Source organism: Kitasatospora sp. NPDC058965 (genome assembly GCF_042741245.1).
Lineage (GTDB): Bacteria > Actinomycetota > Actinomycetes > Streptomycetales > Streptomycetaceae > Kitasatospora.
On the sequence record NZ_JBHYKG010000020.1, the window covers coordinates 25682 to 49224 of the forward strand.

Genomic DNA, 23543 nt, shown 5'->3' on the forward strand with positions numbered 1-23543 from the left:
GCCGTCTGTGGTACGACCTTTGACGGAGTGATACTAGTCATACCGCGTGACCACGAGGCAACAGACCGAGGTCACCAGGAGAAACGGAGCAGGGTGGTGCTGTGGAACTCCTGGCCCGGCCGGAGCTCCGTACCGGGGTACTCGGGGTGGTGCGGGGAGTCCGGGTGGTGCTGGGTCTCCAGGGCCACTCCCGCATACGGTCCGTAAGGCACCCCGGCCGCTCCGCAGACCGCTCCGGCGAAGCTGTTGGCCGTGTAGACCTGCAGTCCCGGCTCGGTGGTCAGCACCTCCAGACTGCGCCCGGAGACCGGGTCGGTCAGCAGGGCCGCACGGGCCACGGAGCCGTCCCCGGGCCTTGGTCGGAGCACGAAGTTGTGGTCGTACCCGCCGACCGCCTTGAGCTGCGGGTGGTCCTGGTGGATCTGGCTGCCGATCGGCCGGGCGGTGGTGAAGTCGAACGGCGTGCCGGCCACCGACTCATACGCACCGTAGGGGATCTGCCGCTCGTCGGTCGGGGTGTACTGGTCCGCGTCGACGGTCAACAGGTGGCCCAGCACGTCCCCGCTGCCCTCCCCGGCGAGGTTGACGTAGGCATGATTGGTGAGATTCACCACAGTCGGACGGGTCGTCACGGCCCGGTACTCGATGGCAAGTTCGCCCGCCGGATCGAGCAGGTAGCTGACCCAGGCGTCCAGCGCCCCCGGGAAGCCCTGGTCGCCGTCCGGGCTGTGCAGGTGCAGCCGCACCCCGGCCCGGTCGCCGTCCACCACCTCCTCGGCCGCCCACATCCGGTCGGCGAAGCCGACCGGGCCGCCGTGCAGGGTGACCCCCGGCCCCGTGGGGGCGAGCCGGTACTCCCGGCCGTCCAGGGTGATCAGGCTGTCCGCGATCCGGTTGGCGTACCGGCCCACGGTGGCGCCGAAGTGCCGGGCCGGGCCCAGGATCTGCGTCAGCTCGTCGCTGGCCAGCAGCACCTGGGCCAGGGCGCCGGTGCGGTCCGGCACCCTGGCGGTGTGCAGGGTGGCGCCCAGGGTCAGCACCGTGACCTCGATCGCGCCGCCGGTCAGGGTCCAGCGCTCGATCGCCGCGCCCGCGCCGCCGTGCTCCAGCGGTGCGTGCGAGACCCGCACCGGTCGCAGCTCCTGGGTGGTCATCCGCCGCTCCTTCAGATCGCGCTCGTCCCCGAGCCTAGGGGTTGTCAGGCCGCTTGCGCTGCAGGCCGAGAGCGGCGGGCAGACTCTCGCGGGTCGTGCCGGTCTTGCGGTGCACCGCGGCCAGTCGGCGGTGCACCAGGTTGACCGGCAGGTCCAGCCGCTCGGCGATCTGCATCGGGATCAACCCGGTCGCCGCGAGCTCCGCCACCTGCCACTCGGCCCGGCTGAGCGTCTCCTGGCCGGTGCTGCGCAGCCGGTTGGGCCGCAGCCCGGACGCCCGCAGCTCGCCGCGGGCCCGGGCCACCAGGCCGTCCGCGTTGCACTCCACCGCCAGTTCCATGCCCTGGTGCAACTGCTCGGTCGCCTCGGCCAGCCGACCGGCCCGGCGCAGCGCAGCGCCCAGCTCCACCAGTGCGAAGGCGTGCTCGTAGCCGGCCGGGGAGCGCCCGAGGTGGTCCACCGCCTCGAACAGCAGGTCCACCGCCGGCTGGCCCTCCACCACCGCCGCCTTCATCCGCAGCGCGCTGCCGATCGCCGAGTCCACGCCGAGCCGGCGGGCCCGGACCACCTCCTGGTCGGCCAGCTCCAGCGCGCGGTCGGGATCGGTGTCGGCCACGGCCAGCGCCAGGTGGCCGGCCCACGGCGCCCAGATGCTGTTCGCCCAGCCGCGCTCGGCCAGTTGACGGCCGGCCAGCTCCAGCACCTCGGCCGCCCGCTCGTGGTCGCGCTGGGCCAGCAGCAGTTTCCCGTAGAGCGTGCCGGCGTGCGGCAGCACCAGTGCACTGGGGTGGAAGGGCGGCGCGAACCCGTACTCCAGCGCCAGCTTCCACGCCTCCTCCACCTTGCCGCGGGCCAGCAGGGTGTCGGCCAGCACGCCCACCGTGTCCCACTGCAGCGGCAGGCCCGGGCCGAGCCGGCGGGCGATCCGCAGCGCGCCGCGCAGGAACTCCTCCGCGTCCGCCAGCGCCCCGCGCCGGTACCGGACCAGGCCCATGAAGAAGTAGGCGAAGCCCAGGTGGCCGCCGTGCCAGCCGGCCATGTCGAAGGCGGTGGCCGCCTCCTCGAAGAGCCGCTCGGCGCGGTCCAGCCGGTCGGCGTAGATGTGCGTCATGCCGATGATCGCGGGCATCTCCAGGCCCCAGGTGGCGCTCATCCAGCCGAGCTCCTCGGGCAGCCGCCCGTCCGGCAGCAGCGCGGTGTCCATCAGCTCCAGCGCCGCGGCCGCGTCCTCGCCCTGCACCACCAAGTCCCAGGCGCGCAGCGCGCGGGCCGCCCGGGCCGCCGGGGTGTCGCCCGGCAGCGCGGCGGCGTAGGCGGCCAGCCGCTCCGAGCGTGCGGCGGCGTCGGCCTCCTCGCTCTGGAACAGGCACCAGATGAAGTGCGCCACCTCCAGCCTGGTCCGCCCCGGGCCGGGGCCGGTCCGCCCGGCCTCCTGCAGCGTGACGTCGGCGGCCTCCACCAGCTTGCCGCTGTGCCCCAGCACCTCGGAGAGCCGGAACGCGGCGTCCACCCGCAGCTCCGCGCCCAGCCCCGGCATCTCCAGCGCCCGGCGCAGCTGGTTGACCGTGGCCAGCGGGTTGGTCAGCAGGTTCGCGCAGGCCAGCTCGTAGATCACCTCGGCCCGGTCCTCGTCGGCGGGCGGCTCGGCCAGCGCCCGGTCCAGGCAGCGCACCGCGGCGTCCGGTGCGCCGACCGCCAGGTGCTCGCGGGCGGCCTTGCGCAGCTTGTCCACCACCTCCAGGTCGCCCTCGGCGTGGGTCTCCAGCAGGTGGCGGGTGGACTCCACCAGCTGCGCGCCGATGTTCTCCAGCTCGACCGCGGCCTTGCCGTGCATCGCGGTCCTGATGCCGGACCTGATCGACTGGTAGAGCGAGGTGGCCAGCAGCGGGTGCTCGAACTCCAGCGGCCCGTCGGCCGGTCCGCTGAGCACCTTCTTCACCCGCAGCTCGGCGATCGCGGTGGCGGCCGCGGCCGGGGTCATCCCGGCGATCCGGGTGGCCACCTCGGGGCGGATCTCGGTGCCCAGGATCGCGGCGGCCTGGGCGAAGTTGAAGGTGCTGACGGTCAGTTTGCCGTGCCAGTAGGCGCGGTCCATGCCCTGCGCCTCGGCGGCCAGCTGGTGCAGCATCTGCACGTTGTCGTGCACCGGCTCGATGCCGCTGTCGCGCACCTTGGCCAGCAGCGCGCCGACCAGGAACGGGTTGCCGTCGGTCACCGCCCAGATCTGCCGGTTGAACGAGTCCTCCACGCCCTCGGCGAGGGCGGCCCGGACCAGCTTGCCGGTGCTGCTCGGGTTCAGCCCCTGGAACTCCAGGTGGCGGTGCGAGTTGGTGGCCACCAGCGAGCGGAACGCCTGGGCCTGCTCGGGCAGGTCGCCCGAGCGCCAGGCGATGGCCAGCAGCACCGGCAGCTCCGGGCAGCGCACCGCGAGCGACTCGACCCAGGTCAGCGACTCCTGGTCGGCCCACTGCAGGTCGTCCACCAGCAGCACCAGCGGTGCCCGCAGCCGGGCCAGTTGGGTGGTCACGTACTCCAGGCCCAGCCGCACGCTGGCCGGGTCCAGCTCCTCGCCGGGCACCGGCGGGATCAGGCCCAGCGCCGGGCCGGCGATCTCCCGCCACGGGCCGAGCACCTCGCCCTGCAGCTCCGGCGGCAGCGCGGACAACTCGCCCATCAGCAGCTGGCGCAGCAGGTGGAACGGCTCGTTGGTGCGCAGCTCGCCGGCCCGGCCGCTGAGCACGGTCAGGCCGCGCCGGCCGGCGATCGCGCGCACCTGCTGGAGCATCGAGGTCTTGCCCACGCCGGCCGTGCCGCTGTAGAGCAGCAGGGAGCCGAGCTCGATGCCGCCGGCCGCGTACTGCCGGCTGATCGCCTCCACCGCCCGCTCGGCGTCGCGGATCGCCGCCTCCCGCTCGTACAGCGGCGGCAGCTGCGGTTCCGGCCCGCCCGTCCGCTGTCCGCCCGGCGAACCGGCACTCCCCTGCTCCGTCACCCTCGGTCCCCTCCGGCTCGGCACTGCGTAGTCCTCACCGAGGCTAGCGCCGCCCGGACCCGAACGTGTCGGCTTCGCGCAGGTTCGTCCTGACGGAGGGTCGGCCGGCCGGGGAGCCCGCCCTCACCGGCCGGCCGCGGCGCGCACGGCCTCCTCGATGTGCTCCGGCGGGATCCGCACCCCGGTGGCGATCCGCCCGCCGACCGCGCGCAGCGCCTCCGCCGCCTCCTTCGCCCAGACGTGCTCGATCAGCACCAGCAGCGCGACCGTGCCGGGCTCCAGCAGCGCGGCGGTCTCCTGCGCGTCCTCCGGTCCGATCAGCCGCAGTTGCTCGCCGCCCTCCCCCACCAGGTCCCGCAACTGCTCGTAGTCGGCGAGCTCGCCGTAGCCGGTCCCGCCGTCCGCGGCGTGGGTGACCACCAGCGAGTCGATCACCCGGATGTCGCCCGCCGTGCGCAGCTTGACCAGTGCCTGGGCGGCCGCGGCCGTGATGGTCTCCTGCGGGAAGGTCAGGACGAGAAGTTCGGCCGGCCCCATCCAGGACTCCTTTCGCTGGGCGGATCACCCTCTTTTGGGATCAAATCACACGTGTTCGAGACAGGAGCGGACCGCCGCGATGAGATTGCGGGACCGGATGTCGCCGGTCACCCCGGGCTGCATCCCGCAGGTGACGTAGCCGAAGCCGAGGCCCAGCACGGGGTCGGCGAAGCCCAGCGCACCGCCCCGCCCGGGGTGGCCGAAGGCCGCCGGGGAGCTCATCGGCGAGGTCGGCCCGTGCCGGAAGTAGCCGTGCCCGAAGCTGGAGTTGACGATCAGCACCCGGTCCGGCCCGACACTGGCCGGGCCCGACGCCTCGGCCAGCGTGGCGGAGTCGAACAGCGCGGTGCCGGTCTCGGTGGCCCCGATCAGCGCGGCGTAGAACCGGGCCACCGCGCGGGCGGTGCCGATCCCGTTGGCGCCGGGGATCTCGGCGGCCTGGGCGATCGGGTCGTTCAGGTCCAGCTTCGGGCTGACCGCGGCGAACGCGCGGGCGGTCAGCGAGTCCGGGTCCTGGTAGGCGGCCGCCACCGACCGCTTGGGGCGCAGCTTGAGCCCGCCGTCGGCGCCGGCCGGGCGCGGCAGGTCGACCAGCCGGCCGACCCGGGCGGCGGCCCGGGCCGGCAGCCCGATCCACAGGTCCAGGCCGAGCGGCCCGGCGATCTCCTCGGCGAAGTAGCGGCCCAGGCTGCGCCCGCTGACCCGGCGGACCACCTCGCCGACCAGCCAGCCGTAGGTGTAGGGGTGGTACCCGTGCGCGGTGCCCGGCTCCCAGAACGGGCGCTGGGCCGCCACCGCGGCCACCGCCGGCTCCCAGGCCAGCACCTCCCCGACCCGCAACTGGCGGTCCAGCGCGGGCAGTCCGGCCCGGTGCGAGAGCAGCCAGCGGACCGGTATCCGCTCCTTGCCGGCCGCCTTGAACTCGGGCCAGTACTGCGCCACCGGGGCGTCCAGGTCCAGTTCGCCGCGCTGGGCCAGCAGCAGCGCGGCCGCGGCCGTCGCCCCCTTGGTGACCGAGCGCAGCACCTGGGCGGAGTCGGCCCGCCAGGTCACCGCGGGCGCCGGCCGGCCGCCCACCTCGGGGCGCGCGTCACCGGCCCACAGGTCCACCACCGGGCGCCCGCGCCAGTACAGCGCGAAGGCCGCGCCGAGCTCGCCGTAGTCCCGGAAGTTGCGCGCGAACGCCTCCCGGACCGGCTCGAACCCCTCCGCCGTGCTGCCCTGGATCTGCACCGCGTCCACTCCGACCTCGCCTTTCACCGTTCCCGTGCCGCTCGCACTCTAGTCTGGGCCCCATGACAGAGCCGCTGAACGAGTCGCCGTCCGAGGACGAGGTGCTGGACGTGGTCGACGAGCAGGACCGGGTGGTGGGCAGCGCCCCGCGCGGCGAGGTGTACCGCCGCAAGCTGACCCACCGCTGCGCGATGGTGCTGGTCCGGGACGCCGAGGGGCGGATCTTCGTGCACCGCCGGGCGGCCGACAAGTCCTTCGCACCGGGCACCTACGACGTCTTCGTCGGCGGCGTGCTCGGCAGCGGCGAGAGCTACGCCGAGGCCGCGGTCCGCGAGGCCGAGGAGGAGCTGGGGGTGAGCGGGATCAGCACCGAGCCGCTGTTCCGCTTCCTCTACCGGCACGAGGACGGCAGCGCCTGGTTCTGCGACGTGCACCAGGCCTCCTGGACCGGGCCGGTGGCGCCGCAGGAGTCGGAGATCGACTGGCACGACTGGCTGACGGAGGAGCAGATCGCCGCCCGGCTGACCGAGTGGCCCTTCGTCCCCGACGGCCTCGCCGCCTGGCAGCGCTACCTGGCCCGGCGCTGACCGCGACCGGGGCGGTCCGGCTCCTCCTCCGCGGGCTCCCAGAGCGGGTGTTCGCGGGTGGCCCAGAGCTGGTCGACCCGGCCGGTGCGCATCCCGCGGCGGGCCTCGGGGTCGTTGAACGCCATGAAGAGGTGGCCGAGCACGACCACGCCGATCGCCAGCGCCAGCCAGTCGTGCACGAAGGTCGCGCCGGTCCGCCAGACCAGCGGCGCGAGGTGGGTGAACCACATCAGCAGCCCGGTGCCCACCATCACCACCGCCGCACCGGCGATCCACCCCGCGAACAGCTTCTGCCCGGCGTTGAACTTCCCCGCCGGGCGGTGGCTGGAGCGGCGCAGCACGCCGCGCAGCCAGGCCCGGTCGTAGGGCTGGAACCGGTTCAGCCGGCCCAGGTCCCGGCGCAGCGCGCGCGAGCCGAGGCCCAGCAGCAGCGGGACCGGCAGCGCCAGGCCGGCCCACTCGTGCACCACCACGACCAGTCGGCGCCGCCCCACCAGCTCGGCCAGCTGCGGCAGGTAGAGGCAGGCCGCGGTGGCGATGCAGGTGAGCATCAGCGCGGCGGTGCAGCGGTGCACCCAGCGCTCGGCGCGGGTGAACCGGGCCAACCGGCCGTCGACGGCGGGCGGGTCAGCTGGTCGGGGCATCGTCACGTCCGTTCGAGCGGCCGACCCAGGCGTCGGTGTCGTAGCCGAAGTGCTCCCAGTAGCCCTTCTGCACGTCGGGGGTGACGGTGATCCCGGACAGCCACTTCGCCGACTTGTAGAAGTACATCGGCGCCACGTAGAGCCGCACCGGACCGCCGTGGTCGTGGGTCACCGGCCGGTCCTGCATCCGCAGCGCGACCAGCACGTCGTCCCGGCGGGCCTGGTCGAGGGTCAGGCTCTCGGTGTAGCTGCCGTCGAAGCAGGTGAAGTGGACGGCCGTGGCCCCCGACCGGACACCGGCGACGGTCAGCAGGTCGGCCAGCCGGACCCCCTGGAACGGGGTTGCCGGGACCCGCCAGCCGGTCACGCACTGCACGTCGTGGACGATCCGGGTCTGCGGCATCGCCTCCAGGTCGGCCAGCGTGTAGCTGGCCGGGCGGTCCACCAGGCCGTCGACCGTCAGGCGGTAGTCGGCCGCGCTCCGGGCGGTCACCGGACCGGTGACCGAGTAGTAGCGGAAGCCGCCGGAGTTCGGGAGCAGGTCGGTCAGACCGGTCGGGTCCTTCTGCGCCACGGAGGAGAGCACCGAGTCCAGGGCGCGGGAGAGCACCGGCCCGGCCGCCACCCCGGCGGCCCCCAGGCCGATCACCCCGAGCATCACCCGCCGGCCGATCGGGGTGCCGCGCTGCGGCGCATCGTCGTTCACGTGCTCAATTCTCGTCCGTCGCGCCCCCGACCGACAGGGCCCCGGCCGCCACGTCAGACTTTCGTCAGGACTGGCCCGGGCGGCAGCGGCCCAACGGCCCCGACGGGCGGCGGCGCCCGGGTGGATAGGGTGGTCGCATGGCCTCCCGAACGCCCGCCGCATCTGCCCGGACCCCGTCGCGCCGACGGCTGAGCGTGGACGAGCGCCGCGAGCAGCTGATCGCCGTCGCGCTGGAGCTGTTCAGTGCCCGGCCGCCGGAGGAGGTGTCGATCGACGACATCGCGGCCGCCGCCGGGGCCTCGCGACCGCTGGTCTACCACTACTTCCCCGGCAAGCAGGCGATCTACGAGGAGTCGCTGCGCCGGGCCGGCGCGGAGCTGGCCGGCCGGTTCGAGGAGCCCGCGGTCGGTGCCCTGTCCGAACGCCTGGACCGGGTGGTGGAGCGCTACCTGGAGTACGTCGCCGGTCACGGTCCGGGCTTCGCCGCCCTGCTGCGCGGCGGCTCGGTGGCGGCCAGCCCCGGCACCAACGCCGTGATCGACGAGGTCCGCCGGGCCGCCCACGACCAGATCCTGGTCCACCTGGCGCTGACCGACCCCAGTCCGCAGCTGCGGCTCACCATCCGGGCCTGGATCGCCAAGGCCGAGATCACCTCGCTGGCCTGGCTGGCCGAGGGCCGGCGGGAGCCGAGCGAGCTGGTCCGCCGCCGCCTGGTGCAGGACTTCGTGGCCGCGTTGGTGGTCACCGCCGCCCGCGAACCCGAGTTGGCGGCGGCCGTGTCGGGGTACCTGGCCGCCGAGCGCCCGGGCTCGCCCACCGCCGACCTGGTGCGCGACCTGGCCGGTCTGCTCGCCGTTCCGGGCCTGGCCGAGGCCCTGACCGGGCTGGCGCTGGGCACCGCGGACGGAGCCGACCCGGCGCCGCCCGCACTCTGATACAACAAGCTGCACGGACGGCGATCGGGAGCGGGGGCCGCGGAACATGACGCAGGACGGCTACGTGGGCGCGGCGCCCGGCTCGGCGGCCACCGCCGGCGCGGACGCACTCGGCGCCACCCTGGACTCGCTCGCCGCGGCCCTGCTCGGCCCCCGGACCACCCGGTACCCGGCCGCCGCGCTCACCACCGGACCGGCCCGCGCCCGGCTCTTCGACAGCTGGCTCGCCCTCTCCGGACCGGGGCACCTGGCGCTGCCGGGCTTCGGCACCGTGCTGTCCTGCGCCGGCCCGACCGACCCGGCGCCGCGCGCGGCCGAGGCCGTCGCCCAGGTGCTGGCCCGCCACGGCGACGGCCCGGTGCGCGGGGTGACCGGGAGCACCGGTGTCCCGCAGGCCGCGGACTTCCAGCTGCCGGTGGCCGCCCAGCCGTCGGACGCCCGGCTGCGCCCGCCGTTCGCCGCGCCGCTGGCCGAACTCGCCGGCGGGCGGCACACGCTGGGCCCGGAGGAGCTGCCCACCGGTCACGGGGTCGAGGTCCGGCTCGCGCTGCCGGCCGCCTTCCACGCGCTCACCGCGCGCGGCTCGGGGCGGGCGCTGGGCGAGCACCTGGTCGAGGTGGCCGCGGAGCTGTTCGCGGCCGACCGGCCGTCCGCCCGCCGCGACTGGGCGGTGCTGGCCGCGAGCCTGGCCGACCCGGCCGCGGCGGCCGGCGTCCGGTACGCGGGGCTGGCGGCGGTGGAGGTGGACGGCCGGCCGAGCACCGCCTCACTGGTGGTCGCCGTGCACCGGGACGCCACCCCGATCGCCGAACTCGCCGCCGAGCTGGCCACCACGCGCCCGCACGCCGAGGTCTGGACGGTGATCCTGCCGGCCGGCCCGGCGGTGGTGCTGGTGCAGAGTCGGACCGGAGCGGTGCCGGCCGCGCTGACCGGGGACGGTGCGCGGCACTGGGTGGTCTGCTCGGTGATGCAGGCCTTCCTGCCGCTGCCGGACGGCGGTTCGCTGCTCTCGGTGCAGCTGGGGACGGCGAACGGCGAGGACTGGGAGCGGTACGCGCAGCTCTTCGCGGACCTGCTGCGCAGCGTGGAGACCGGGTGGGACGGGGAGCCGGCGCGCCTGACGGACCATCGGCCGACGGCGCCCCGGGTGACGGCACCGCAGCCGGTCGCGGAGCCCGTACCGGCGCCGCGGCCGGAGCCGATGCCGATGCCCGAGCCGGAGCCTCGGCCCGACCCGGCGCCGATGCCCGAGCCCGAGCTGACGGCGGCTCAGCCGCCGGTGGCCCCGCTGCCCGCGGCGCCGCCCGTCCCGCCCGTGCCGCCGGCGCCGCCGACGGTCCCGGCGTCCCGGCCCGCGCCGCCGACGGCTCCCGCCGAGCCGGTGGCCGAGGTGCCGGTGGCCGAGGCGCCGGCGCCCGGCAAGGGCACCCCGGTCCTGGTGCCGCCCCCGGACTTCGACCCCTTCGCCCCGCAGCCCGACGAACCCGCGGAGCCGCAGGGTCCGCCGGTGGTCGCGAGCGCTCCCGAGCCGCCCGCCGCCCCGGCGGCTCCGCCCGCGCCCAGGCCGGTGCCGCTCGACCCCTTCGGCACGGTGATGAACAACCAGCCGCAGGACCCGTTCGGCACCGTCACGCACGCCACCGCGACGCCGCCGCCCCGCCCTGCCACCGCCCCCGCGGTCCCGGTGCCGGCCCCGCCCGTGGCCCCGCCGCCCGCCCCGGGCAAGGGCACCCCGGTCCTGGTCCCGCCCGCGGACTTCGACCCCTTCGCCCCGCAGCCCGACGAACCCGCGGAGCCCGAGGAGCCCCCGGCCGCCAAGGGCACCCCCGTCATGGTCCCGCCGCCCGACTTCGACCCCTTCGCGCCCCAACCCGACGAACCGGCACTACCCGAGGCCGCCAAGGGCACCCCCGTCATGGTCCCGCCGCCCGACTTCGACCCCTTCGCGCCCCAACCCGACGAACCCGCACAACCGGAAACCGCCAAGGGCACCCCCGTCATGGTCCCGCCCCCGGACTTCGACCCCTTCGCCCCGCAGGCGGAGCCGGCACAACCCGGCGACAGCGCTCCCCCCAGCACCGCTTCAGCGCCGCCCAAGCCGGATCCGTTCTCCTAGACCCGCCGCCGCTGACGGGGTGCCGGTGACCGGCCTTCCCCTGGGGCCCCGTCCCGCCACCCCGTCAGCGCGCGCCCACCGGCCCGCTCCGCACCGCCCGGCTACTCCTGCGCCTGCGCCTCCGGCGGCAGCCCCGTGGTCACCCCCGCCGCAGCCACCGGCGCCCCGCCGCGCACCCGCGGGCTGCGCCGCCCGCGCCGCTCCACCCAGCGGGCCAGCCAGGAGAGCAGCAGGCACATCCCGATGTAGATCGGCGCGATCACCATCACCACCGGGATGAACGGCAGGTCGTAGTCCAGGTTGGTGGCGATCAGCTTGCCCGCGTGCAGGAACTCCTCGTAGGTGATCAGGAAGCCCAGCGAGGTGTCCTTCAGTGCCACCACCAACTGGCTGATGATGCTCGGCAGCATCGCCCGGTTGGCCTGCGGCACCAGCACGTACGCCATCACCTGGGTCTTGCGCAGGCCGAGCGCGAACGCGGCCTCCCGCTGCCCGCGCGGCACCGCCCGCACCCCGGCCCGGAACACCTCGGCCAGCACCGAGCCGTTGTACAGGGTGAGCCCGGCCACCAGCGCCCACAACGGCTGCACCTTCATCGCCACGAAGATGAAGAAGATCATCACCAGCAGCGGCATGGCCCGGAAGAACTCCACCACCACGGTGGAGAACCAGCGCACCACCCGGTGGTCGGAGAGCCGCCCGGCCGCGAACAGCGCGCCGAAGGGCAGCGCGAGGAGCACGGTCAGCCCGAAGGCCTTGAGGGTGTTGAGCAGCCCGTGCCAGAGCAGCTCCTGGATCCCGACGTACTGGAACGGGGCCCACTTGGCGGAGCTGAACTGTCCGGTGCTGACCAGCTCGTAGCCCAGCCAGGCGAGCAGGCCGGCGATCCCGAGCAGCGCCAGCACCCCGTACAGCCGGTGCCGGGAGCGCGCCTTGGGGCCGGGGAGGTCGTAGAGCGCACTGGCGCTCGGTGCCGCCACCGTCATCGGGCCACCGCCAGTCGTCGTTCCAACAGGTTGAAGACCGCGCTGATCGCCAGGGTGATGATCAGGTAGCCGACCGCGATCCAGACGAAGGTCCAGACGATGCCGTAGCCCAGCTCGTTGATGGTGCGGTAGGTGCCGAGCAGTTCGGTCACGCTGAACGAACCGGCGATCGCCGAGTTCTTGGCCAGCGCGATCAGCAGGCTGCCGATCGGCGCGATCACCGAGCGGGCCGCCTGCGGCAGCACCACCACCGAGAGGGTCTGGCCGAAGGTCATGCCGAGGCTGCGGGCCGCCTCGCCCTGGCCCAGCGGCACCGTGTTGATGCCCGAGCGCAGCGCCTCGCAGATGAAGGCCGAGGTGTAGCAGCCCAGCGCCAGCACCGCGAAGGTGAAGAAGGGCAGCGAGATGCCGAACCGGGGCAGGCCCAGCACCACGATGAAGAAGAGCAGGGTCAGCGGGGTGTTGCGCAGCACCGTGACCCAGCCGGTGCCGAAGGCGCGCAGCGCGGGCACCGGGGAGACCCGGAAGCCCGCGATCAGCACCCCGAGCAGCAGCGCCAGCGCGGCGCTGACCACGGTGAGCTCCAGGGTGCCGACGAAACCCTCCCAGTAGGTGTGCCAGTTGGCGGTCAGGACGTGCATCGGTCCCCTCCTCAGTACCGCTGGATCGGCGGCGGGGTGGGCGCCGGCACGCCGGACAGGCCCAGGGTGGCGTCGTAGGCCTTCTTCCAGTCGCCGTTCTGCTCGTGGCGCGCCAGCGCGTCGTCGAGCGCGCCGCGCAGCACGGTGTCGGACTTGGGGGTCCCGATCCCGTACGGCTCGGTGGAGAACGGCTGCCCGGCCATCCGCAGCTCGTCCGGCACCTTGGCCGCGTAGCCCTGCAGGATGGCGTTGTCGGTGGTCACCGCGTCCACCTGGCCGGTGATCAGGTTGTCCACGCAGGCCGAGTAGGTGTCGTAGCCGACCAGCTTCGCCTGCGGGTACTGCTGCTGGATCCGCTGGTAGGGGGTGGAGCCGGCGGCCGAGCAGACCTTCTTGCCGGCCAGGTCCTGCGGACCGTCGATCCCGGTCTCGTGCTTGCGCACCAGCAGGCCCTGCCCGGCGACGAAGTACGGTCCGGCGAAGCCGACCAGCTTCTTGCGGTTGTCGTTGATGGTGTAGGTGCCCACGTAGTAGTCGACCTGGCCGTTCTGCAGCGCGGTCTCCCGGTTGGCCGAGGCGATCGTCTTGAACTCGACCTGGTCGGGTCCGAAGCCCAGGTCGGCGGCGACCATCCTGGCGATCTCGATGTCGAAGCCCGAGTAGACCCCGCTGGCCGGGTCCTTCTGGCCCAGGTAGGGCTGGTCCTCCTTGGCGCCGACCACCAGGTGGCCGCGGCTGCGGGCCGCGTCCAGCGTGGGCGAGCCGGTCACCGCGCCGCTCGGCGCGACCTGGTAGCTGGGCAGGCTGGACGGCTGCGGCCCCTTGGTGGGCGGGGTCCCGGGCTTGCCGCAGCCGACCGGGGCGGCCAGCAGCAGCAGGAGCAGCGGACAGGCGAGGAAGCGTCGCACGGCCGCCCCCTCAGTGGTGGAGGATCTTGGAGAGGAAGTCCTTGGCCCGGTCGCTGCGCGGGTTGGCGAAGAACTCCTCCGGCGCGCGGTCCTCGACGATCCTCCCGTCCGCCATGAACACCACGCGGTTCGCGGCGGAGCGGGCGAAGCCCATCTCGTGGGTGACCACCACCATGGTCATCCCCTCCGCCGCGAGCCCGCGCATCACGTCCAGCACCTCGTTGATCATCTCGGGGTCGAGCGCCGAGGTCGGCTCGTCGAACAGCAGCGCCTTCGGCTCCATGGCCAGCGCCCGGGCGATCGCCACCCGCTGCTGCTGGCCGCCGGAGAGCTGGGCCGGGTACTTGTCCACGTGGTCGGCCAGGCCCACCCGGGCCAGCAGCGCCCGGCCCTTGCCCTCGGCCTCCGCGCGGCCGCGCTTGCGGACCTTGATCTGGGCCAGCGTCACGTTCTGCAGCACGGTCTTGTGGGCGAACAGGTTGAAGGACTGGAACACCATCCCGACCTCGGCCCGCAGCCGGGCGAGCCCCTTGCCCTCGGCCGGCAGCGGCAGGCCGTCGATGGTGATGGTGCCGCTCTCGATCGACTCCAGCCGGTTGATGGTGCGGCACAGCGTCGACTTGCCGGAGCCCGAGGGGCCGATCACCACCACCACCTCCCCCCGGCCCACCGTCAACTCGATGTCCTGGAGCACGTGGAGTGCCCCGTAGTGCTTGTTGACCCCGCTGAGCTGGATCAGCGGGGTGAAAGGCGCCGTGGTCACGCGCCGTCCCTCCCCTTCGAAACGATCTGCCGGGCTGCCCCCGGCCGGCCCTAACGGTTGTCCCGGCGCCCCTTGAAGACGTAGCCGACCACCGCGCCGATCAGCAGCGTGGTGAGCAGCGCGATCCACAGCGGCGCCGTCACCGTGAAGACCCAGAACTGGATCTGCACCCGCTCCAGGTTGGCGAACAGGAACCAGAGCGCCAGCGCCGCCGCCACCACGCCGACGACGAGGTTGATCGGGATGCCGGCGATCTCGCTCGGCTTCTTTCCGGAGGGCGCACCGCCCAGGTTCTTGGTCACAGGGGCAGTCTGCGGGCCGGGCCGGGCAAAGCCGCTCCGATCCACCGGCGGCTGCCCCGTACGGAGTACGCACCGTCCCCCACACGAGTGGTCCGGGGATCGCGGCACCCGCCCGGGAACACCTGTGCCCCGCCACGGGTTGTCCCTCCGGCACCACTGGACCACCCGAAGGGCACTACCCGCTCGTGAGCACCATCCCCAGCATCACCCTGAACAACGGACTCGCCATGCCGCAGCTCGGCTTCGGCGTCTGGCAGGTGGCGGACGACGAGGCGGCCACCGCCGTCCGCACCGCGATCGAGTCCGGCTACCGCAGCATCGACACCGCCGCGGTCTACGAGAACGAGGTCGGCACCGGCCGGGGCATCCGCGAGGCGGGCGTGCCGCGCGAGGAGCTCTTCCTCACCACCAAGCTGTGGAACAGCGGCACCAAGGACTGGTCCGGCACGTCCGGCCGGGACGCGGTGCTGCGCGAGTTCGACGCCTCGCTGGAGCGCCTCGGCACCGACTACGTCGACCTCTACCTGATCCACTGGCCGCGCCCGATGCACGGCAGCTACGGCAACATCTGGCAGGCCTTCGAGGAGCTGGCCGCCGACGGCCGGGCCAAGGCGGTCGGCGTCTCCAACTTCGGCCCGGCCGAGCTGGGCCACCTGCTCGGGGCCGGCTCGCTGGTGCCGGCGGTCAACCAGGTCGAGCTGCACCCCTACTTCCCGCAGCAGGAGCTGCGCGCCTTCCACGCCGAGCACGGCGTGGCCACCGAGGCGTGGAGCCCGCTCGGCCAGGGCAAGGAACTGCTCGGCGAGCCGGCGCTGGCCAAGGTCGCCGCCAAGCACGGCCGCACCCCGGCCCAGGTGGTGCTCCGCTGGCACCTGCAGAGCGGCGTGATCGCCATCCCGAAGTCGGTCACCCCCAGCCGGATCCGGGAGAACTTCGAGGTGACCGGCTTCGAGCTGGACGCCGAGGACATGGCGGCGGTCGCCTCCGTCGCCACCGGTCGGCGGATCGGCCCGGACCCGACCGGTTTCGACTGGAACTGAGCATGTACTGACCGGGAGTCAGTGAAAAACCCTGTGGGCGTCCCTTGTCGAGGGATGCCCACAGGGTTTCTCTTATGGCTTTGCCGTCGATCGATTCCCGGCAAATTCCCAGGAACTCGAAGGCGAATCGTTACGCCTCCGGCGCGAGCCGGGCCGCCTTGCCGAGCAGGACCAGGACCCGCTGCTGCTCGGTCGGGTCCAGCGGTTCCAGCAGCAGCCGCTCCACCTGCGCCACCCCGGCGGCGGCGCTGTGCAACAGCTCCTGACCGGTGGGCGAGAGCGAGAGCAGGTTGCGCCGGCCGTCCGAGGGGTCCCGCCGGCGCAGCACCAGGCCGCGTCGGACGAGTCGAGAGACCATCTCGGCCATGGTCGCCTTGTCCAGCGAGGCGAGCTCGCCGACCGTGCGCTGGTCGGCGCCCGGCTCGGTCTCCAGGGCGTCCAGCACGGCGAACTGAGGAGCCGTCAACTCCGAGCCGACGTGCTCCGACCAGAGCTTGGTGTGCACCTGCTGGCCGACCCGGATCAGGTAGCCGACCGCTCGCTGCGCGTCCAGCAGCGGCCGGGTGTCGGTCAGCGCGGCCACGGCCGCCGGTTCGAGCCTGGCTATCTTGGCCAGCACCCGGACGAGCTCGAGCTGCTCGTCGGGGCTGAGCGGTTCGAACAGGGTGCGCTGCACCCTGACCACCCCGCCGGTGGCCTCCCGCACGGCTTGGGCACCGTTCTGCGAGAGGGCGAGCAGTTTGCGCCGGCCGTCCGCCGGATCGCGGCGGCGCAGCACCAGGCCACGCCGCACCAGCCGAGCGACCATCTCGGCCATCGTCGCCTTGTCCAGCGACGCACGCTCACCGACGGTGCGCTGGTCGGCGCCCGGTTCGAGAGCGAGCGCGAGCAGGACCGCGAACTGAGGAGCCGTCAGTTCGGCTCCGACATGTTCGGACCACAGCCTGGTGTGCACCTGCTGGGTCACGCGGATGAGGTGGCCGGGCGACTGCTGAAGTCGTCCGGGCACACGGGTCGTCGGGATCTCCCCCAGCACCATGAATCCGTCCTGATGTCACACCCGGCGTGCTGTGGGACACCCGGGCGGGGCAGTAGCGGCGTGCTGGCCTCCCCCGGGTGGGACCGGCACCAACCGCAGTGATGTCGACCCGATTCGAGGGGAGCTCCGCCGTGCAGCCGACGGCTGCTGGCGCACACTATACAAACGGAGCCCCCGATGCGGCAGGCAGGGGCGGACAGTAGACGATTGTTCGGGGTACTTGTGCTAATTCGTCCCTTGATATCGACTTGACCAAAACACAAAGTGGCACTCTGGCCCCGTTAACTACTCATCGGTAGGGTAACTCCCCCCTGAACCGAGTAGAGACGAGTGCTTCGCATGACCGAGCAGACCAGCAGCCAGAAGGTCGCCGTCGTCACCGGTGCCGCCCGCGGCATCGGCGCCGCCACCGCCCTGCGGCTGGCCGCGGACGGCTACGCGGTCGCCGTGGTCGACCTGGAGGAGTCGGCCGGCAAGGAGACCGTGGAGCGGATCACCGCGGCCGGCGGCCGGGCCCTCGCCGTGGGTGCGGACGTGTCCGACGAGGCCCAGGTGCAGGCCGCCGTGGACCGGATCGCCGCCGAGCTCGGCGCCCCGGTGGTGCTGGTCAACAACGCCGGCGTGCTGCGCGACAACCTGCTGTTCAAGATGTCCGTGTCCGACTGGGACACCGTGCTGAACGTGCACCTGCGCGGCGCCTTCCTGATGAGCCGGGCCTGCCAGAAGCACATGGTGGACGCCGGCTTCGGCCGGATCGTGAACCTCTCCTCCTCCTCCGCCCAGGGCAACCGCGGCCAGGCCAACTACTCCGCGGCCAAGGCCGGCCTGCAGGGCTTCACCAAGACCCTGGCGATCGAGCTGGGCAAGTTCGGCATCACCGCCAACGCGGTGGCCCCGGGCTTCATCGCCACCGACATGACCGCGGCCACCGCCGCCCGGGTCGGCATGGAGTTCGAGGCCTTCAAGCAGGCCGCAGCCACCCAGATCCCGGTCAACCGGGTCGGCGTGCCCGAGGACATCGCGCACACCATCTCGTTCCTCGCCAGCGAGGGTGCGGGCTTCGTCAGCGGCCAGGTGATTTACGTCGCCGGCGGACCGCTCGACTAGTCCGTTGTGCGTAGCGTCCCTGGTCGGCCGTCCCCCGGACGACCAGGGACGTTGCGTATCCGTCCGACCGTCGTACCGAATGACCGGGTCGCGCCCCGGCGCGCTCGCGGCCGCGGGGGCGCGAACCCCACCAGCCATGCACGGACCACTCGCCACCATGAGCCCCAGGTCGAACAATTGACACATCGTCGCCCGGATGATCGTGCGCTGTCTATGCTGCTGCCTGGAGCACGGGCAGCGCAGTAGGGACGACGAGGGCGGGACGGAACCATGGAGAACGACGTCAGCTGGATGGCCACGGACTGGACCGAGGAGGAGCGCCCGGCCACCGACCTGCGGCCGGAGGTCCCCCACCCGGCCCGGATCTACAACTACTACCTGGGCGGCAAGGACAACTTCCCGGCCGACCGGGCCGCGGCCGAGCAGATGATCGCGGTCGCCCCGCAGACCCCGGGCGCCGCCCGGGCCAACCGCGGCTTCCTGCAGCGGGCCGTCCGGTTCGTCGCGGACCAGGGCATCGACCAGTTCCTGGACATCGGCACCGGCATCCCCACCGCGGGCAACACCCACGAGGTCGCCCAGCAGGTGAACCCGAAGGCCTCCGTGGTCTACGTGGACAACGACCCGATCGTGCTGGCGCACGCCCGGGCCCTGATGTCCGGCCCCGGCCACGGCGCCACCACGGTGATCCAGGCCGACCTGCGCGAGCCCGCCACGATCCTGGCCGACCCCCGGGTGCGCGAGGTGCTGGACCTCGACCGCCCGGTCGCCCTGATGCTGGTCGCGGTGCTGCACTTCGTCGACGAGGAGCTGGACCCGTACGGCCTGGTGGCACAGCTGCTGGCGGCGCTCCCGGCCGGCAGCTACCTGATCCTGTCGCACGCCACCGGCGACTTCGACCCGCCGGCCACCGCCGAGGCGGGCAAGGAGATCTACAAGCGGGCGGCGGCCCAGGTCAGCCCGCGCACCCGGGAGCAGGTCGCCCGGTTCACCGCGGGACTGGAGCCGGTCGAGCCGGGCCTGGTGGCGCTGGCCCAGTGGCGCCCCGCCTCCGCCGAGGAGGCCGAGGTCTGGGCCCCGGGCTACGCGGTGGTCGCCCGCAAGCCGTGACCGGAGGTCAGTACTGCTCCCGTTGCGCCCGCAGCCGGGCCGCCGCCGTCACCATGGCGGCGCGCTCGGCGCGCCGCCGCTTGCGCGCCTCGTCCGCCCCGAGCGGCTCCACCACGTGGAAGCAGGCCCCGCAGACGTAGCCGCCCTCCGGTCCCTCGGACACCGGCGTCCCGCAGGACGCGCAGTAGCGGGAGTAGGTGACGGTGGCGACCATGGCGACCTCGCATCGGATACGAAGAGTACGTCCACGGTATCGTTTTGACCGTACATCAGAAAGAGCGGACTGAAGGACGATCAAGCATCCACCGGGTGACCGGCGGTGAGCGAGCCGGTGCCGTCGCAGGTCCGGCAGGGCTCCTCGCGGTACGCCTGCTTGCTGCCGTCGGCGGAGACCCGGAAGCGGGTGTACGTGCCGGTGCCCGAGCAGAGGAAGCAGTTGCCGCCGCCGTCCCGCTCGGTGGTCCCGGTGCCCTTGCAGGTCCGGCACTGCAGCCCGGCCAACCGCCCGGTCCCCGTGCAGATGGTGCACACCGCGATGCTCACGCCGAACCTCCGCTCGTCCACGCCGGCCCGCAGCCCCGGGCCCGGACCACGAGGGTACCGCCGGATTAACCTGGAGGTGTCCGGGTACCCCGGTAACGGACGGAGGTGGGTGCGATGCGCTACGCGACCGCGCCGCGACGGTGGCGCAGTGGGACCGAACCCCGGTTCGCCCGCAGCGACCTCAAGCTGCGCTTCCTGCTCTCGGTGCTGTTCACCCCGTTCTTCGCGCTGATCACCGCGGCCTTCGCGTTCTTCGCCGCGCTGGCGGGGCCGACCAGCGTGCCCGCCCGGAGCACCCTGATCGGCTTCGCCGTCGCCTGCTTCGCCCTGACCGTGTTCGCCGCGATCGACCTCTACGTGGTGGTCCGCCGCCGCCGGGTCGAGCTGTAGCTCCTCAGCGGCTGCCGACCGCCTGCTTGACCAGCGTCTTGCCGAAGTCCCACATCAGCCCGCTGCCGCGGTGCGCGTCGTCCATGACGTCGCAGAACGCGTCCACGAACCGGTCGACCTCGCGCTCGGTGATGATCAGCGGCGGGATCAGCTTGATCACTTCGAGGTGGTCGCCGGAGACCTGGGTCAGGATCCGGTGCCGCTGCAGCAGCGGGACCACCACCATCTGGGCGAACAGCCCCTTGCGGGCCGCCTGCAGCGCCGTCCAGCCGGTGCGCAGCTTGAGCGACTTCGGCCGGCCGAACTCGATGCCGATCATCAGCCCGCGCCCGCGCACCTCGGCCAGCAGCTCGTACTTCTCGGTCAGCGCGGCCAGCCGGGAGCGGAGCAGGTCGCCCACCGCGCGGGCGTTCTCCACCACCCGCTCGTCCTTCATCACCTTCAGGGTGGCCAGTCCCGCGGCCATCGCCTGCGCGTTGGACCCGAAGCTGGCCGAGTGCACCAGCACCCGGTCCATCGAGGAGTAGACCTTCTCGAAGATCCAGTTCTTGCCCAGGGTGGCGCCGATCGGCACGTAGCCGCCGGACAGCGCCTTGGCCGCGCAGACCAGGTCCGGCTGCACCCCGTCCTCGTCCTGGTAGGCGAAGAACGCGCCGGTGCGGCCGATCCCGGTCTGCACCTCGTCGCAGATCAGCAGCGCCTTGTGCTCGTGCAGCAGCGCCTGGGCGGCGCTCAGCCAGCCGGGCGGCGGCGCGTGCACGCCCTTGCCCTGGATCGGCTCCACGATCAACGCCGCCACGTCGCCCTTGCGCAGCTCGCGCTGGAGCGCGGCCAGGTCGCCGAGCGGGATCGCGGTGTCCGGCAGCAGCGGGTCGAAGCCCTTGCGGAAGCCGGACTCGCCGTTGACCGAGAGCGAGCCGGTGGTCAGGCCGTGGAAGGCGTGGTCGCAGAAGAGCACGCGCTTGCGGCCGGTGGCGTACCGGGCGAACTTCAGCGCCGTCTCCACCGCCTCGGTGCCGCTGTTGCCGAAGAAGACCCGGTCCATGCCCGGGGCCAGCGCCAGCAGCTCCTCGGCCAGCAGCCCCGGCAGCGGCGGGCAGTCGAACCGGGTCAGGTCCGGCAGGTCGAGGTCCATCACCTGCTGGACCGCGTCCCGCACCACCGGGTGGTGCCGGCCCAGCGCGAAGATGCCGAAGCCGGCCAGCATGTCGAGGTACTCGTTGCCCTCGGCGTCGTAGAAGTAGGCGCCCGCGGCCCGCTCGTAGGTCTTGTCGAAGCCGATGGTGTGCAGCATCCGGGGCAGCTGCGGGTTCAGGTGGCGGGCGTGCAGCTCGTACCGCTCCCCGCCGCGCGCGGCGAGCAGCGCGGCGAGGTCCATCGCTCCTTGGGGTCGGTCAGCTGGCACGGGGCTCGTTCACTCCTCGGTCGGTCAGCAAGTGCTTGGCGAAGGCGGCGGCCTGGGCGGCGATGCCGGTGCCGGTGAGGCCCGCCTCCTCCATGATCTCTCCCCGCCCGGCGTGCTCCAGGAACTCCTGGCGCAGCCCCAGGTCGCGCAGCGGGGTGTCCACTTCGGCGTCCCGCAGCGCCTGCGCGACGGCCGCGCCGACGCCGCCGGTGCGGCCGTTGTCCTCCACGGTGACCACCAGCTGGTGCTCGGCGGCCAGCTTGACCAGCGCCGGGTCCACCGGCTTGACCCAGCGCGGGTCCACCACCGTGGTGGCGAAGCCGTCGGCGGTCAGCAGCGCGGCCGCGTCCAGGCAGGCGCCGGCCATGGTGCCGGCCGAGACCAGCAGGATCTGCTGCCCGGTGCGGCCGGGCACGCTGGTGCGCTGCAGCACGTCCACCCCGCCCAGGTGCTCGACCGCCGGGATCACCGGACCGATCTCGCCCTTGGGGAACCGGACCACGGTGGGCGCGTCGGTCACCTCCAGCGCCTCGCGCAGTTGCTGCTTCAGCTGCTCGGCGTCGCGCGGGGCGGCCAGCCGCAGCCCGGGGACCACCTGGAGGATCGACATGTCCCACATGCCGTTGTGCGAGGCACCGTCGTTCCCGGTCACCCCGGCGCGGTCCAGCACGAAGGTGACGCCCAGCCGGTGCAGCGCCACGTCCATCAGCACCTGGTCGAAGGCCCGGTTCAGGAAGGTCGCGTAGACCGCCACCACCGGGTGCAGCCCGCCGGTGGCCAGGCCCGCGGCGCTGGTCACCGCGTGCTGCTCGGCGATGCCCACGTCGAAGATCCGGTCGGGGTAGGCCTTGGCGAACGGCGCCAGGCCCACCGGCTGCAGCATCGCCGCGGTGATCGCCACCACGTCCGGCCGCTGGGCGCCGACGGCCACCATCTCCTCGCCGAACACCGAGGTCCAGGAGGTGCCGCCGCTGGCCGACAGCGGCAGGCAGGTGTACGGGTCCATCGCGCCGACCGCGTGGAACCGGTCCGCCTCGTCCAGCTCGGCCGGGCGGTAGCCGCGGCCCTTGACGGTCAGGCAGTGCACGATGACCGGGCCGCCGAAGCCGCGCGCCTTGCGCAGCGCCGACTCGACCGCGGCGATGTCGTGCCCGTCGATCGGGCCGACGTACTTCAGGCCCAGGTCCTCGAACATGCCCTGCGGGGCGAACGAGTCCTTGAAGCCCTTCTTGGCGCCGTGCAGCGCCTCGAAGATCGGCTGCCCGACCACCGGGGTGCGCTGCAGCGCCTCCTTGCCCCAGGTCAGGAACCGCTCGTAGCCCTGGGTGGTGCGCAGCGTCGCCAGGTGGTTGGCCAGGCCGCCGATGGTCTTGGCGTAGGAGCGCTCGTTGTCGTTGACCACGATGACCAGTGGGCGGTCCTGCGCCTCGGCGATGTTGTTGATCGCCTCCCAGGCGAGCCCGCCGGTGAGCGCGCCGTCACCGATCACCGCGACGGTGTGGCGGTCCCGTCGGCCCTGGATCTGGTGCGCCTTGGCGATCCCGTCGGCGTAGCTGAGCACGGTGGAGGCGTGCGAGTTCTCGATCACGTCGTGCTCGGACTCGGCCCGCGACGGATAGCCGGACAGGCCGCCCTTGGCTCGCAGTCGGCTGAAGTCCTGCCGACCGGTCAGCAGCTTGTGCACGTAGGCCTGGTGCCCGGTGTCGAAGAGGATCCGGTCGCGCGGCGAGTCGAAGACCCGGTGCAGCGCGATGGTCAGTTCCACCACGCCGAGGTTGGGCCCCAGATGGCCGCCGGTGCGGGAGACCGCTTCGATCAGGAAGTCGCGGACCTCCTGGGCGAGTTGCGGCAGCCGGTTGGCCGGGAGCCGCTTCAGGTCGGCCGGGCTCTGGACGGAGGACAGCAGTGACATGACTCCACCTCTCGGTCTGGCGGTGCGCTAGGGGTTCAGCCGGCCGTGATCACCGCGGGGACGCCGCCGGGGCCGCCCTCGGCCAGGTGCTGCTCGGCGAGCAGCATCGCCTCCTCGATCAGGGTCTCCACGATCTTCGACTCGGGCACGGTCTTGATCACCTCGCCCTTGACGAAGATCTGCCCCTTGCCGTTGCCCGAGGCCACCCCGAGGTCCGCCTCCCGTGCCTCGCCCGGACCGTTCACCACGCAGCCCATGACCGCCACCCGCAGCGGCACCTCCATGCCCTCCAGCCCGGCGGTCACCTCCTCCGCCAGCTTGTACACGTCGACCTGGGCCCGACCGCAGGACGGGCAGGAGACGATCTCCAGGCCGCGCTGACGCAGGTTCAGCGACTCCAGGATCTGGATGCCGACCTTGACCTCCTCCACCGGCGGCGCGGAGAGCGAGACCCGGATGGTGTCGCCGATGCCCTCCGCCAGCAGCGCGCCGA

At 73.2% G+C, this 23543-nt stretch carries 24 protein-coding genes; 7 read left to right on the forward strand and 17 right to left on the reverse strand.

Translation table 11 applies throughout. From position 1 onward, the window contains the following. Positions 1-71: 71 nt before the first annotated feature. From ACFW1A_RS05925 to ACFW1A_RS05940, 4 genes are all read right to left on the reverse strand, one after another. Complete coding sequence (locus ACFW1A_RS05925; RefSeq protein WP_380404817.1) at positions 72-1154, reverse strand: aldose epimerase family protein; 1083 nt, start codon at positions 1152-1154, stop codon at positions 72-74. 34 nt (positions 1155-1188) lie between these two features. Further along, a complete protein-coding gene (locus ACFW1A_RS05930; RefSeq protein ID WP_380404820.1) occupies positions 1189-4146 on the reverse strand; it encodes an ATP-binding protein in 2958 nt (985 codons plus the stop codon). A gap of 123 nt (positions 4147-4269) precedes the next feature. Beyond that, positions 4270-4683 carry a DUF6325 family protein gene (locus ACFW1A_RS05935; protein ID WP_380404823.1) on the reverse strand — a complete coding sequence of 138 codons (414 nt, stop codon included), beginning with the start codon at positions 4681-4683 and terminating at the stop codon, positions 4270-4272. Between the two features lie 45 nt (positions 4684-4728). Next, a complete protein-coding gene (locus tag ACFW1A_RS05940) occupies positions 4729-5916 on the reverse strand; it encodes a serine hydrolase domain-containing protein (RefSeq protein ID WP_380404881.1) in 1188 nt (395 codons plus the stop codon). Positions 5917-5978: 62 nt separating this feature from the next. Here ACFW1A_RS05940 and ACFW1A_RS05945 point away from each other — a divergent pair, with 62 nt between their 5' ends. Next, the gene (locus tag ACFW1A_RS05945; RefSeq protein ID WP_380404826.1) at positions 5979-6503 is read left to right on the forward strand and encodes an NUDIX hydrolase; all 525 of its coding nucleotides are present in this window, start codon (positions 5979-5981) and stop codon (positions 6501-6503) included. On the opposite strand, the gene ACFW1A_RS05950 is transcribed toward ACFW1A_RS05945, so the two are convergent. Both ACFW1A_RS05950 and ACFW1A_RS05955 read right to left on the reverse strand, forming a co-directional pair. Beyond that, complete coding sequence (locus ACFW1A_RS05950; RefSeq protein ID WP_380404830.1) at positions 6485-7147, reverse strand: cytochrome b/b6 domain-containing protein; 663 nt, start codon at positions 7145-7147, stop codon at positions 6485-6487. The genes ACFW1A_RS05945 and ACFW1A_RS05950 overlap by 19 nt on opposite strands. Further along, the gene (locus tag ACFW1A_RS05955) at positions 7131-7805 is read right to left on the reverse strand and encodes a molybdopterin-dependent oxidoreductase (RefSeq protein WP_380404884.1); all 675 of its coding nucleotides are present in this window, start codon (positions 7803-7805) and stop codon (positions 7131-7133) included. The genes ACFW1A_RS05950 and ACFW1A_RS05955 overlap by 17 nt, the downstream gene beginning before the upstream one ends. A gap of 185 nt (positions 7806-7990) precedes the next feature. On the opposite strand from ACFW1A_RS05955, the gene ACFW1A_RS05960 reads away from it, so the two are divergent. Both ACFW1A_RS05960 and ACFW1A_RS05965 read left to right on the forward strand, forming a co-directional pair. Further along, positions 7991-8788: a TetR/AcrR family transcriptional regulator gene (locus ACFW1A_RS05960; RefSeq protein WP_380404833.1), complete on the forward strand. Its 798-nt coding sequence runs from the start codon at positions 7991-7993 to the stop codon at positions 8786-8788. Positions 8789-8834: 46 nt separating this feature from the next. Continuing rightward, positions 8835-10904 carry a hypothetical protein gene (locus ACFW1A_RS05965; protein ID WP_380404836.1) on the forward strand — a complete coding sequence of 690 codons (2070 nt, stop codon included), beginning with the start codon at positions 8835-8837 and terminating at the stop codon, positions 10902-10904. Between the two features lie 101 nt (positions 10905-11005). On the opposite strand, the gene ACFW1A_RS05970 is transcribed toward ACFW1A_RS05965, so the two are convergent. From ACFW1A_RS05970 to ACFW1A_RS05990, 5 genes are all read right to left on the reverse strand, one after another. After that, entirely contained in the window at positions 11006-11890 is an 885-nt protein-coding gene (locus ACFW1A_RS05970) for an amino acid ABC transporter permease (protein ID WP_380404839.1), read from the reverse strand. Continuing rightward, positions 11887-12531 carry an amino acid ABC transporter permease gene (locus ACFW1A_RS05975; protein ID WP_380404842.1) on the reverse strand — a complete coding sequence of 215 codons (645 nt, stop codon included), beginning with the start codon at positions 12529-12531 and terminating at the stop codon, positions 11887-11889. The genes ACFW1A_RS05970 and ACFW1A_RS05975 overlap by 4 nt, the downstream gene beginning before the upstream one ends. Before the next feature lie 11 nt (positions 12532-12542). Then, on the reverse strand, positions 12543-13439 hold the full coding sequence (locus tag ACFW1A_RS05980; RefSeq protein WP_380404845.1) for a glutamate ABC transporter substrate-binding protein: 897 nt from the start codon (positions 13437-13439) through the stop codon (positions 12543-12545). Positions 13440-13449: 10 nt separating this feature from the next. After that, positions 13450-14178 (reverse strand): amino acid ABC transporter ATP-binding protein, encoded by a 729-nt coding sequence (locus ACFW1A_RS05985; protein WP_380404887.1) that lies wholly within the window; start codon positions 14176-14178, stop codon positions 13450-13452. A 74-nt stretch (positions 14179-14252) separates the two neighbouring features. After that, a complete protein-coding gene (locus ACFW1A_RS05990; protein WP_380404848.1) occupies positions 14253-14504 on the reverse strand; it encodes a LapA family protein in 252 nt (83 codons plus the stop codon). Positions 14505-14689: 185 nt separating this feature from the next. Between ACFW1A_RS05990 and ACFW1A_RS05995 the strand changes: the two genes are divergently transcribed. Next, entirely contained in the window at positions 14690-15544 is an 855-nt protein-coding gene (locus tag ACFW1A_RS05995; RefSeq protein ID WP_380404851.1) for an aldo/keto reductase, read from the forward strand. Positions 15545-15674: 130 nt separating this feature from the next. On the opposite strand, the gene ACFW1A_RS06000 is transcribed toward ACFW1A_RS05995, so the two are convergent. Then, on the reverse strand, positions 15675-16511 hold the full coding sequence (locus ACFW1A_RS06000) for a MarR family winged helix-turn-helix transcriptional regulator (RefSeq protein ID WP_380404854.1): 837 nt from the start codon (positions 16509-16511) through the stop codon (positions 15675-15677). A 411-nt stretch (positions 16512-16922) separates the two neighbouring features. On the opposite strand from ACFW1A_RS06000, the gene ACFW1A_RS06005 reads away from it, so the two are divergent. Continuing rightward, positions 16923-17690 carry an SDR family oxidoreductase gene (locus ACFW1A_RS06005; RefSeq protein WP_380404857.1) on the forward strand — a complete coding sequence of 256 codons (768 nt, stop codon included), beginning with the start codon at positions 16923-16925 and terminating at the stop codon, positions 17688-17690. A 270-nt stretch (positions 17691-17960) separates the two neighbouring features. Beyond that, complete coding sequence (locus tag ACFW1A_RS06010) at positions 17961-18800, forward strand: SAM-dependent methyltransferase (RefSeq protein ID WP_380404860.1); 840 nt, start codon at positions 17961-17963, stop codon at positions 18798-18800. A 7-nt stretch (positions 18801-18807) separates the two neighbouring features. On the opposite strand, the gene ACFW1A_RS06015 is transcribed toward ACFW1A_RS06010, so the two are convergent. Together ACFW1A_RS06015 and ACFW1A_RS06020 are read right to left on the reverse strand one after the other, a co-directional pair. Then, the gene (locus ACFW1A_RS06015) at positions 18808-19014 is read right to left on the reverse strand and encodes a hypothetical protein (RefSeq protein ID WP_380404863.1); all 207 of its coding nucleotides are present in this window, start codon (positions 19012-19014) and stop codon (positions 18808-18810) included. An 80-nt stretch (positions 19015-19094) separates the two neighbouring features. After that, positions 19095-19343 (reverse strand): hypothetical protein, encoded by a 249-nt coding sequence (locus ACFW1A_RS06020; protein ID WP_380404866.1) that lies wholly within the window; start codon positions 19341-19343, stop codon positions 19095-19097. Positions 19344-19457: 114 nt separating this feature from the next. Between ACFW1A_RS06020 and ACFW1A_RS06025 the strand changes: the two genes are divergently transcribed. Continuing rightward, entirely contained in the window at positions 19458-19733 is a 276-nt protein-coding gene (locus tag ACFW1A_RS06025; protein ID WP_380404869.1) for a DUF6343 family protein, read from the forward strand. Positions 19734-19737: 4 nt separating this feature from the next. Here the strand turns inward: ACFW1A_RS06025 and ACFW1A_RS06030 are convergent, their stop codons facing one another. The 3 genes from ACFW1A_RS06030 to ACFW1A_RS06040 form a co-directional block, all read right to left on the reverse strand. Beyond that, positions 19738-21111, reverse strand: a complete 1374-nt coding sequence (locus ACFW1A_RS06030) for an aspartate aminotransferase family protein (RefSeq protein WP_380404872.1) — start codon at positions 21109-21111, stop codon at positions 19738-19740. 16 nt (positions 21112-21127) lie between these two features. Then, positions 21128-23050 carry a 1-deoxy-D-xylulose-5-phosphate synthase gene (gene dxs, locus ACFW1A_RS06035; RefSeq protein WP_380404875.1) on the reverse strand — a complete coding sequence of 641 codons (1923 nt, stop codon included), beginning with the start codon at positions 23048-23050 and terminating at the stop codon, positions 21128-21130. Positions 23051-23085: 35 nt separating this feature from the next. Further along, positions 23086-23543, reverse strand: a 458-nt coding sequence (locus tag ACFW1A_RS06040) for a flavodoxin-dependent (E)-4-hydroxy-3-methylbut-2-enyl-diphosphate synthase (protein WP_380404878.1), incomplete at its 5' end; no start/stop codon positions are given.

Excerpts from the sequence above, each read along its gene's own strand:
- ACFW1A_RS06030 (WP_380404872.1), bottom strand. The coding sequence starts at position 21,111 with ATGGACCTCGCCGCGCTGCTCGCCGCGCGCGGCGGGGAGCGGTACGAG.
- ACFW1A_RS05935 (WP_380404823.1), bottom strand. The coding sequence starts at position 4,683 with ATGGGGCCGGCCGAACTTCTCGTCCTGACCTTCCCGCAGGAGACCATC.
- ACFW1A_RS05965 (WP_380404836.1), top strand. The coding sequence starts at position 8,835 with ATGACGCAGGACGGCTACGTGGGCGCGGCGCCCGGCTCGGCGGCCACC.
- ACFW1A_RS05960 (WP_380404833.1), top strand. The coding sequence starts at position 7,991 with ATGGCCTCCCGAACGCCCGCCGCATCTGCCCGGACCCCGTCGCGCCGA.
- ACFW1A_RS05975 (WP_380404842.1), bottom strand. The coding sequence starts at position 12,531 with ATGCACGTCCTGACCGCCAACTGGCACACCTACTGGGAGGGTTTCGTC.
- ACFW1A_RS05925 (WP_380404817.1), bottom strand. The coding sequence starts at position 1,154 with ATGACCACCCAGGAGCTGCGACCGGTGCGGGTCTCGCACGCACCGCTG.
- dxs (WP_380404875.1), bottom strand. The coding sequence starts at position 23,050 with ATGTCACTGCTGTCCTCCGTCCAGAGCCCGGCCGACCTGAAGCGGCTC.
- ACFW1A_RS06005 (WP_380404857.1), top strand. The coding sequence starts at position 16,923 with ATGACCGAGCAGACCAGCAGCCAGAAGGTCGCCGTCGTCACCGGTGCC.
- ACFW1A_RS06010 (WP_380404860.1), top strand. The coding sequence starts at position 17,961 with ATGGAGAACGACGTCAGCTGGATGGCCACGGACTGGACCGAGGAGGAG.
- ACFW1A_RS05955 (WP_380404884.1), bottom strand. The coding sequence starts at position 7,805 with ATGCTCGGGGTGATCGGCCTGGGGGCCGCCGGGGTGGCGGCCGGGCCG.
- ACFW1A_RS06015 (WP_380404863.1), bottom strand. The coding sequence starts at position 19,014 with ATGGTCGCCACCGTCACCTACTCCCGCTACTGCGCGTCCTGCGGGACG.
- ACFW1A_RS05945 (WP_380404826.1), top strand. The coding sequence starts at position 5,979 with ATGACAGAGCCGCTGAACGAGTCGCCGTCCGAGGACGAGGTGCTGGAC.
- ACFW1A_RS05950 (WP_380404830.1), bottom strand. The coding sequence starts at position 7,147 with ATGCCCCGACCAGCTGACCCGCCCGCCGTCGACGGCCGGTTGGCCCGG.
- ACFW1A_RS05970 (WP_380404839.1), bottom strand. The coding sequence starts at position 11,890 with ATGACGGTGGCGGCACCGAGCGCCAGTGCGCTCTACGACCTCCCCGGC.
- ACFW1A_RS06025 (WP_380404869.1), top strand. The coding sequence starts at position 19,458 with ATGCGCTACGCGACCGCGCCGCGACGGTGGCGCAGTGGGACCGAACCC.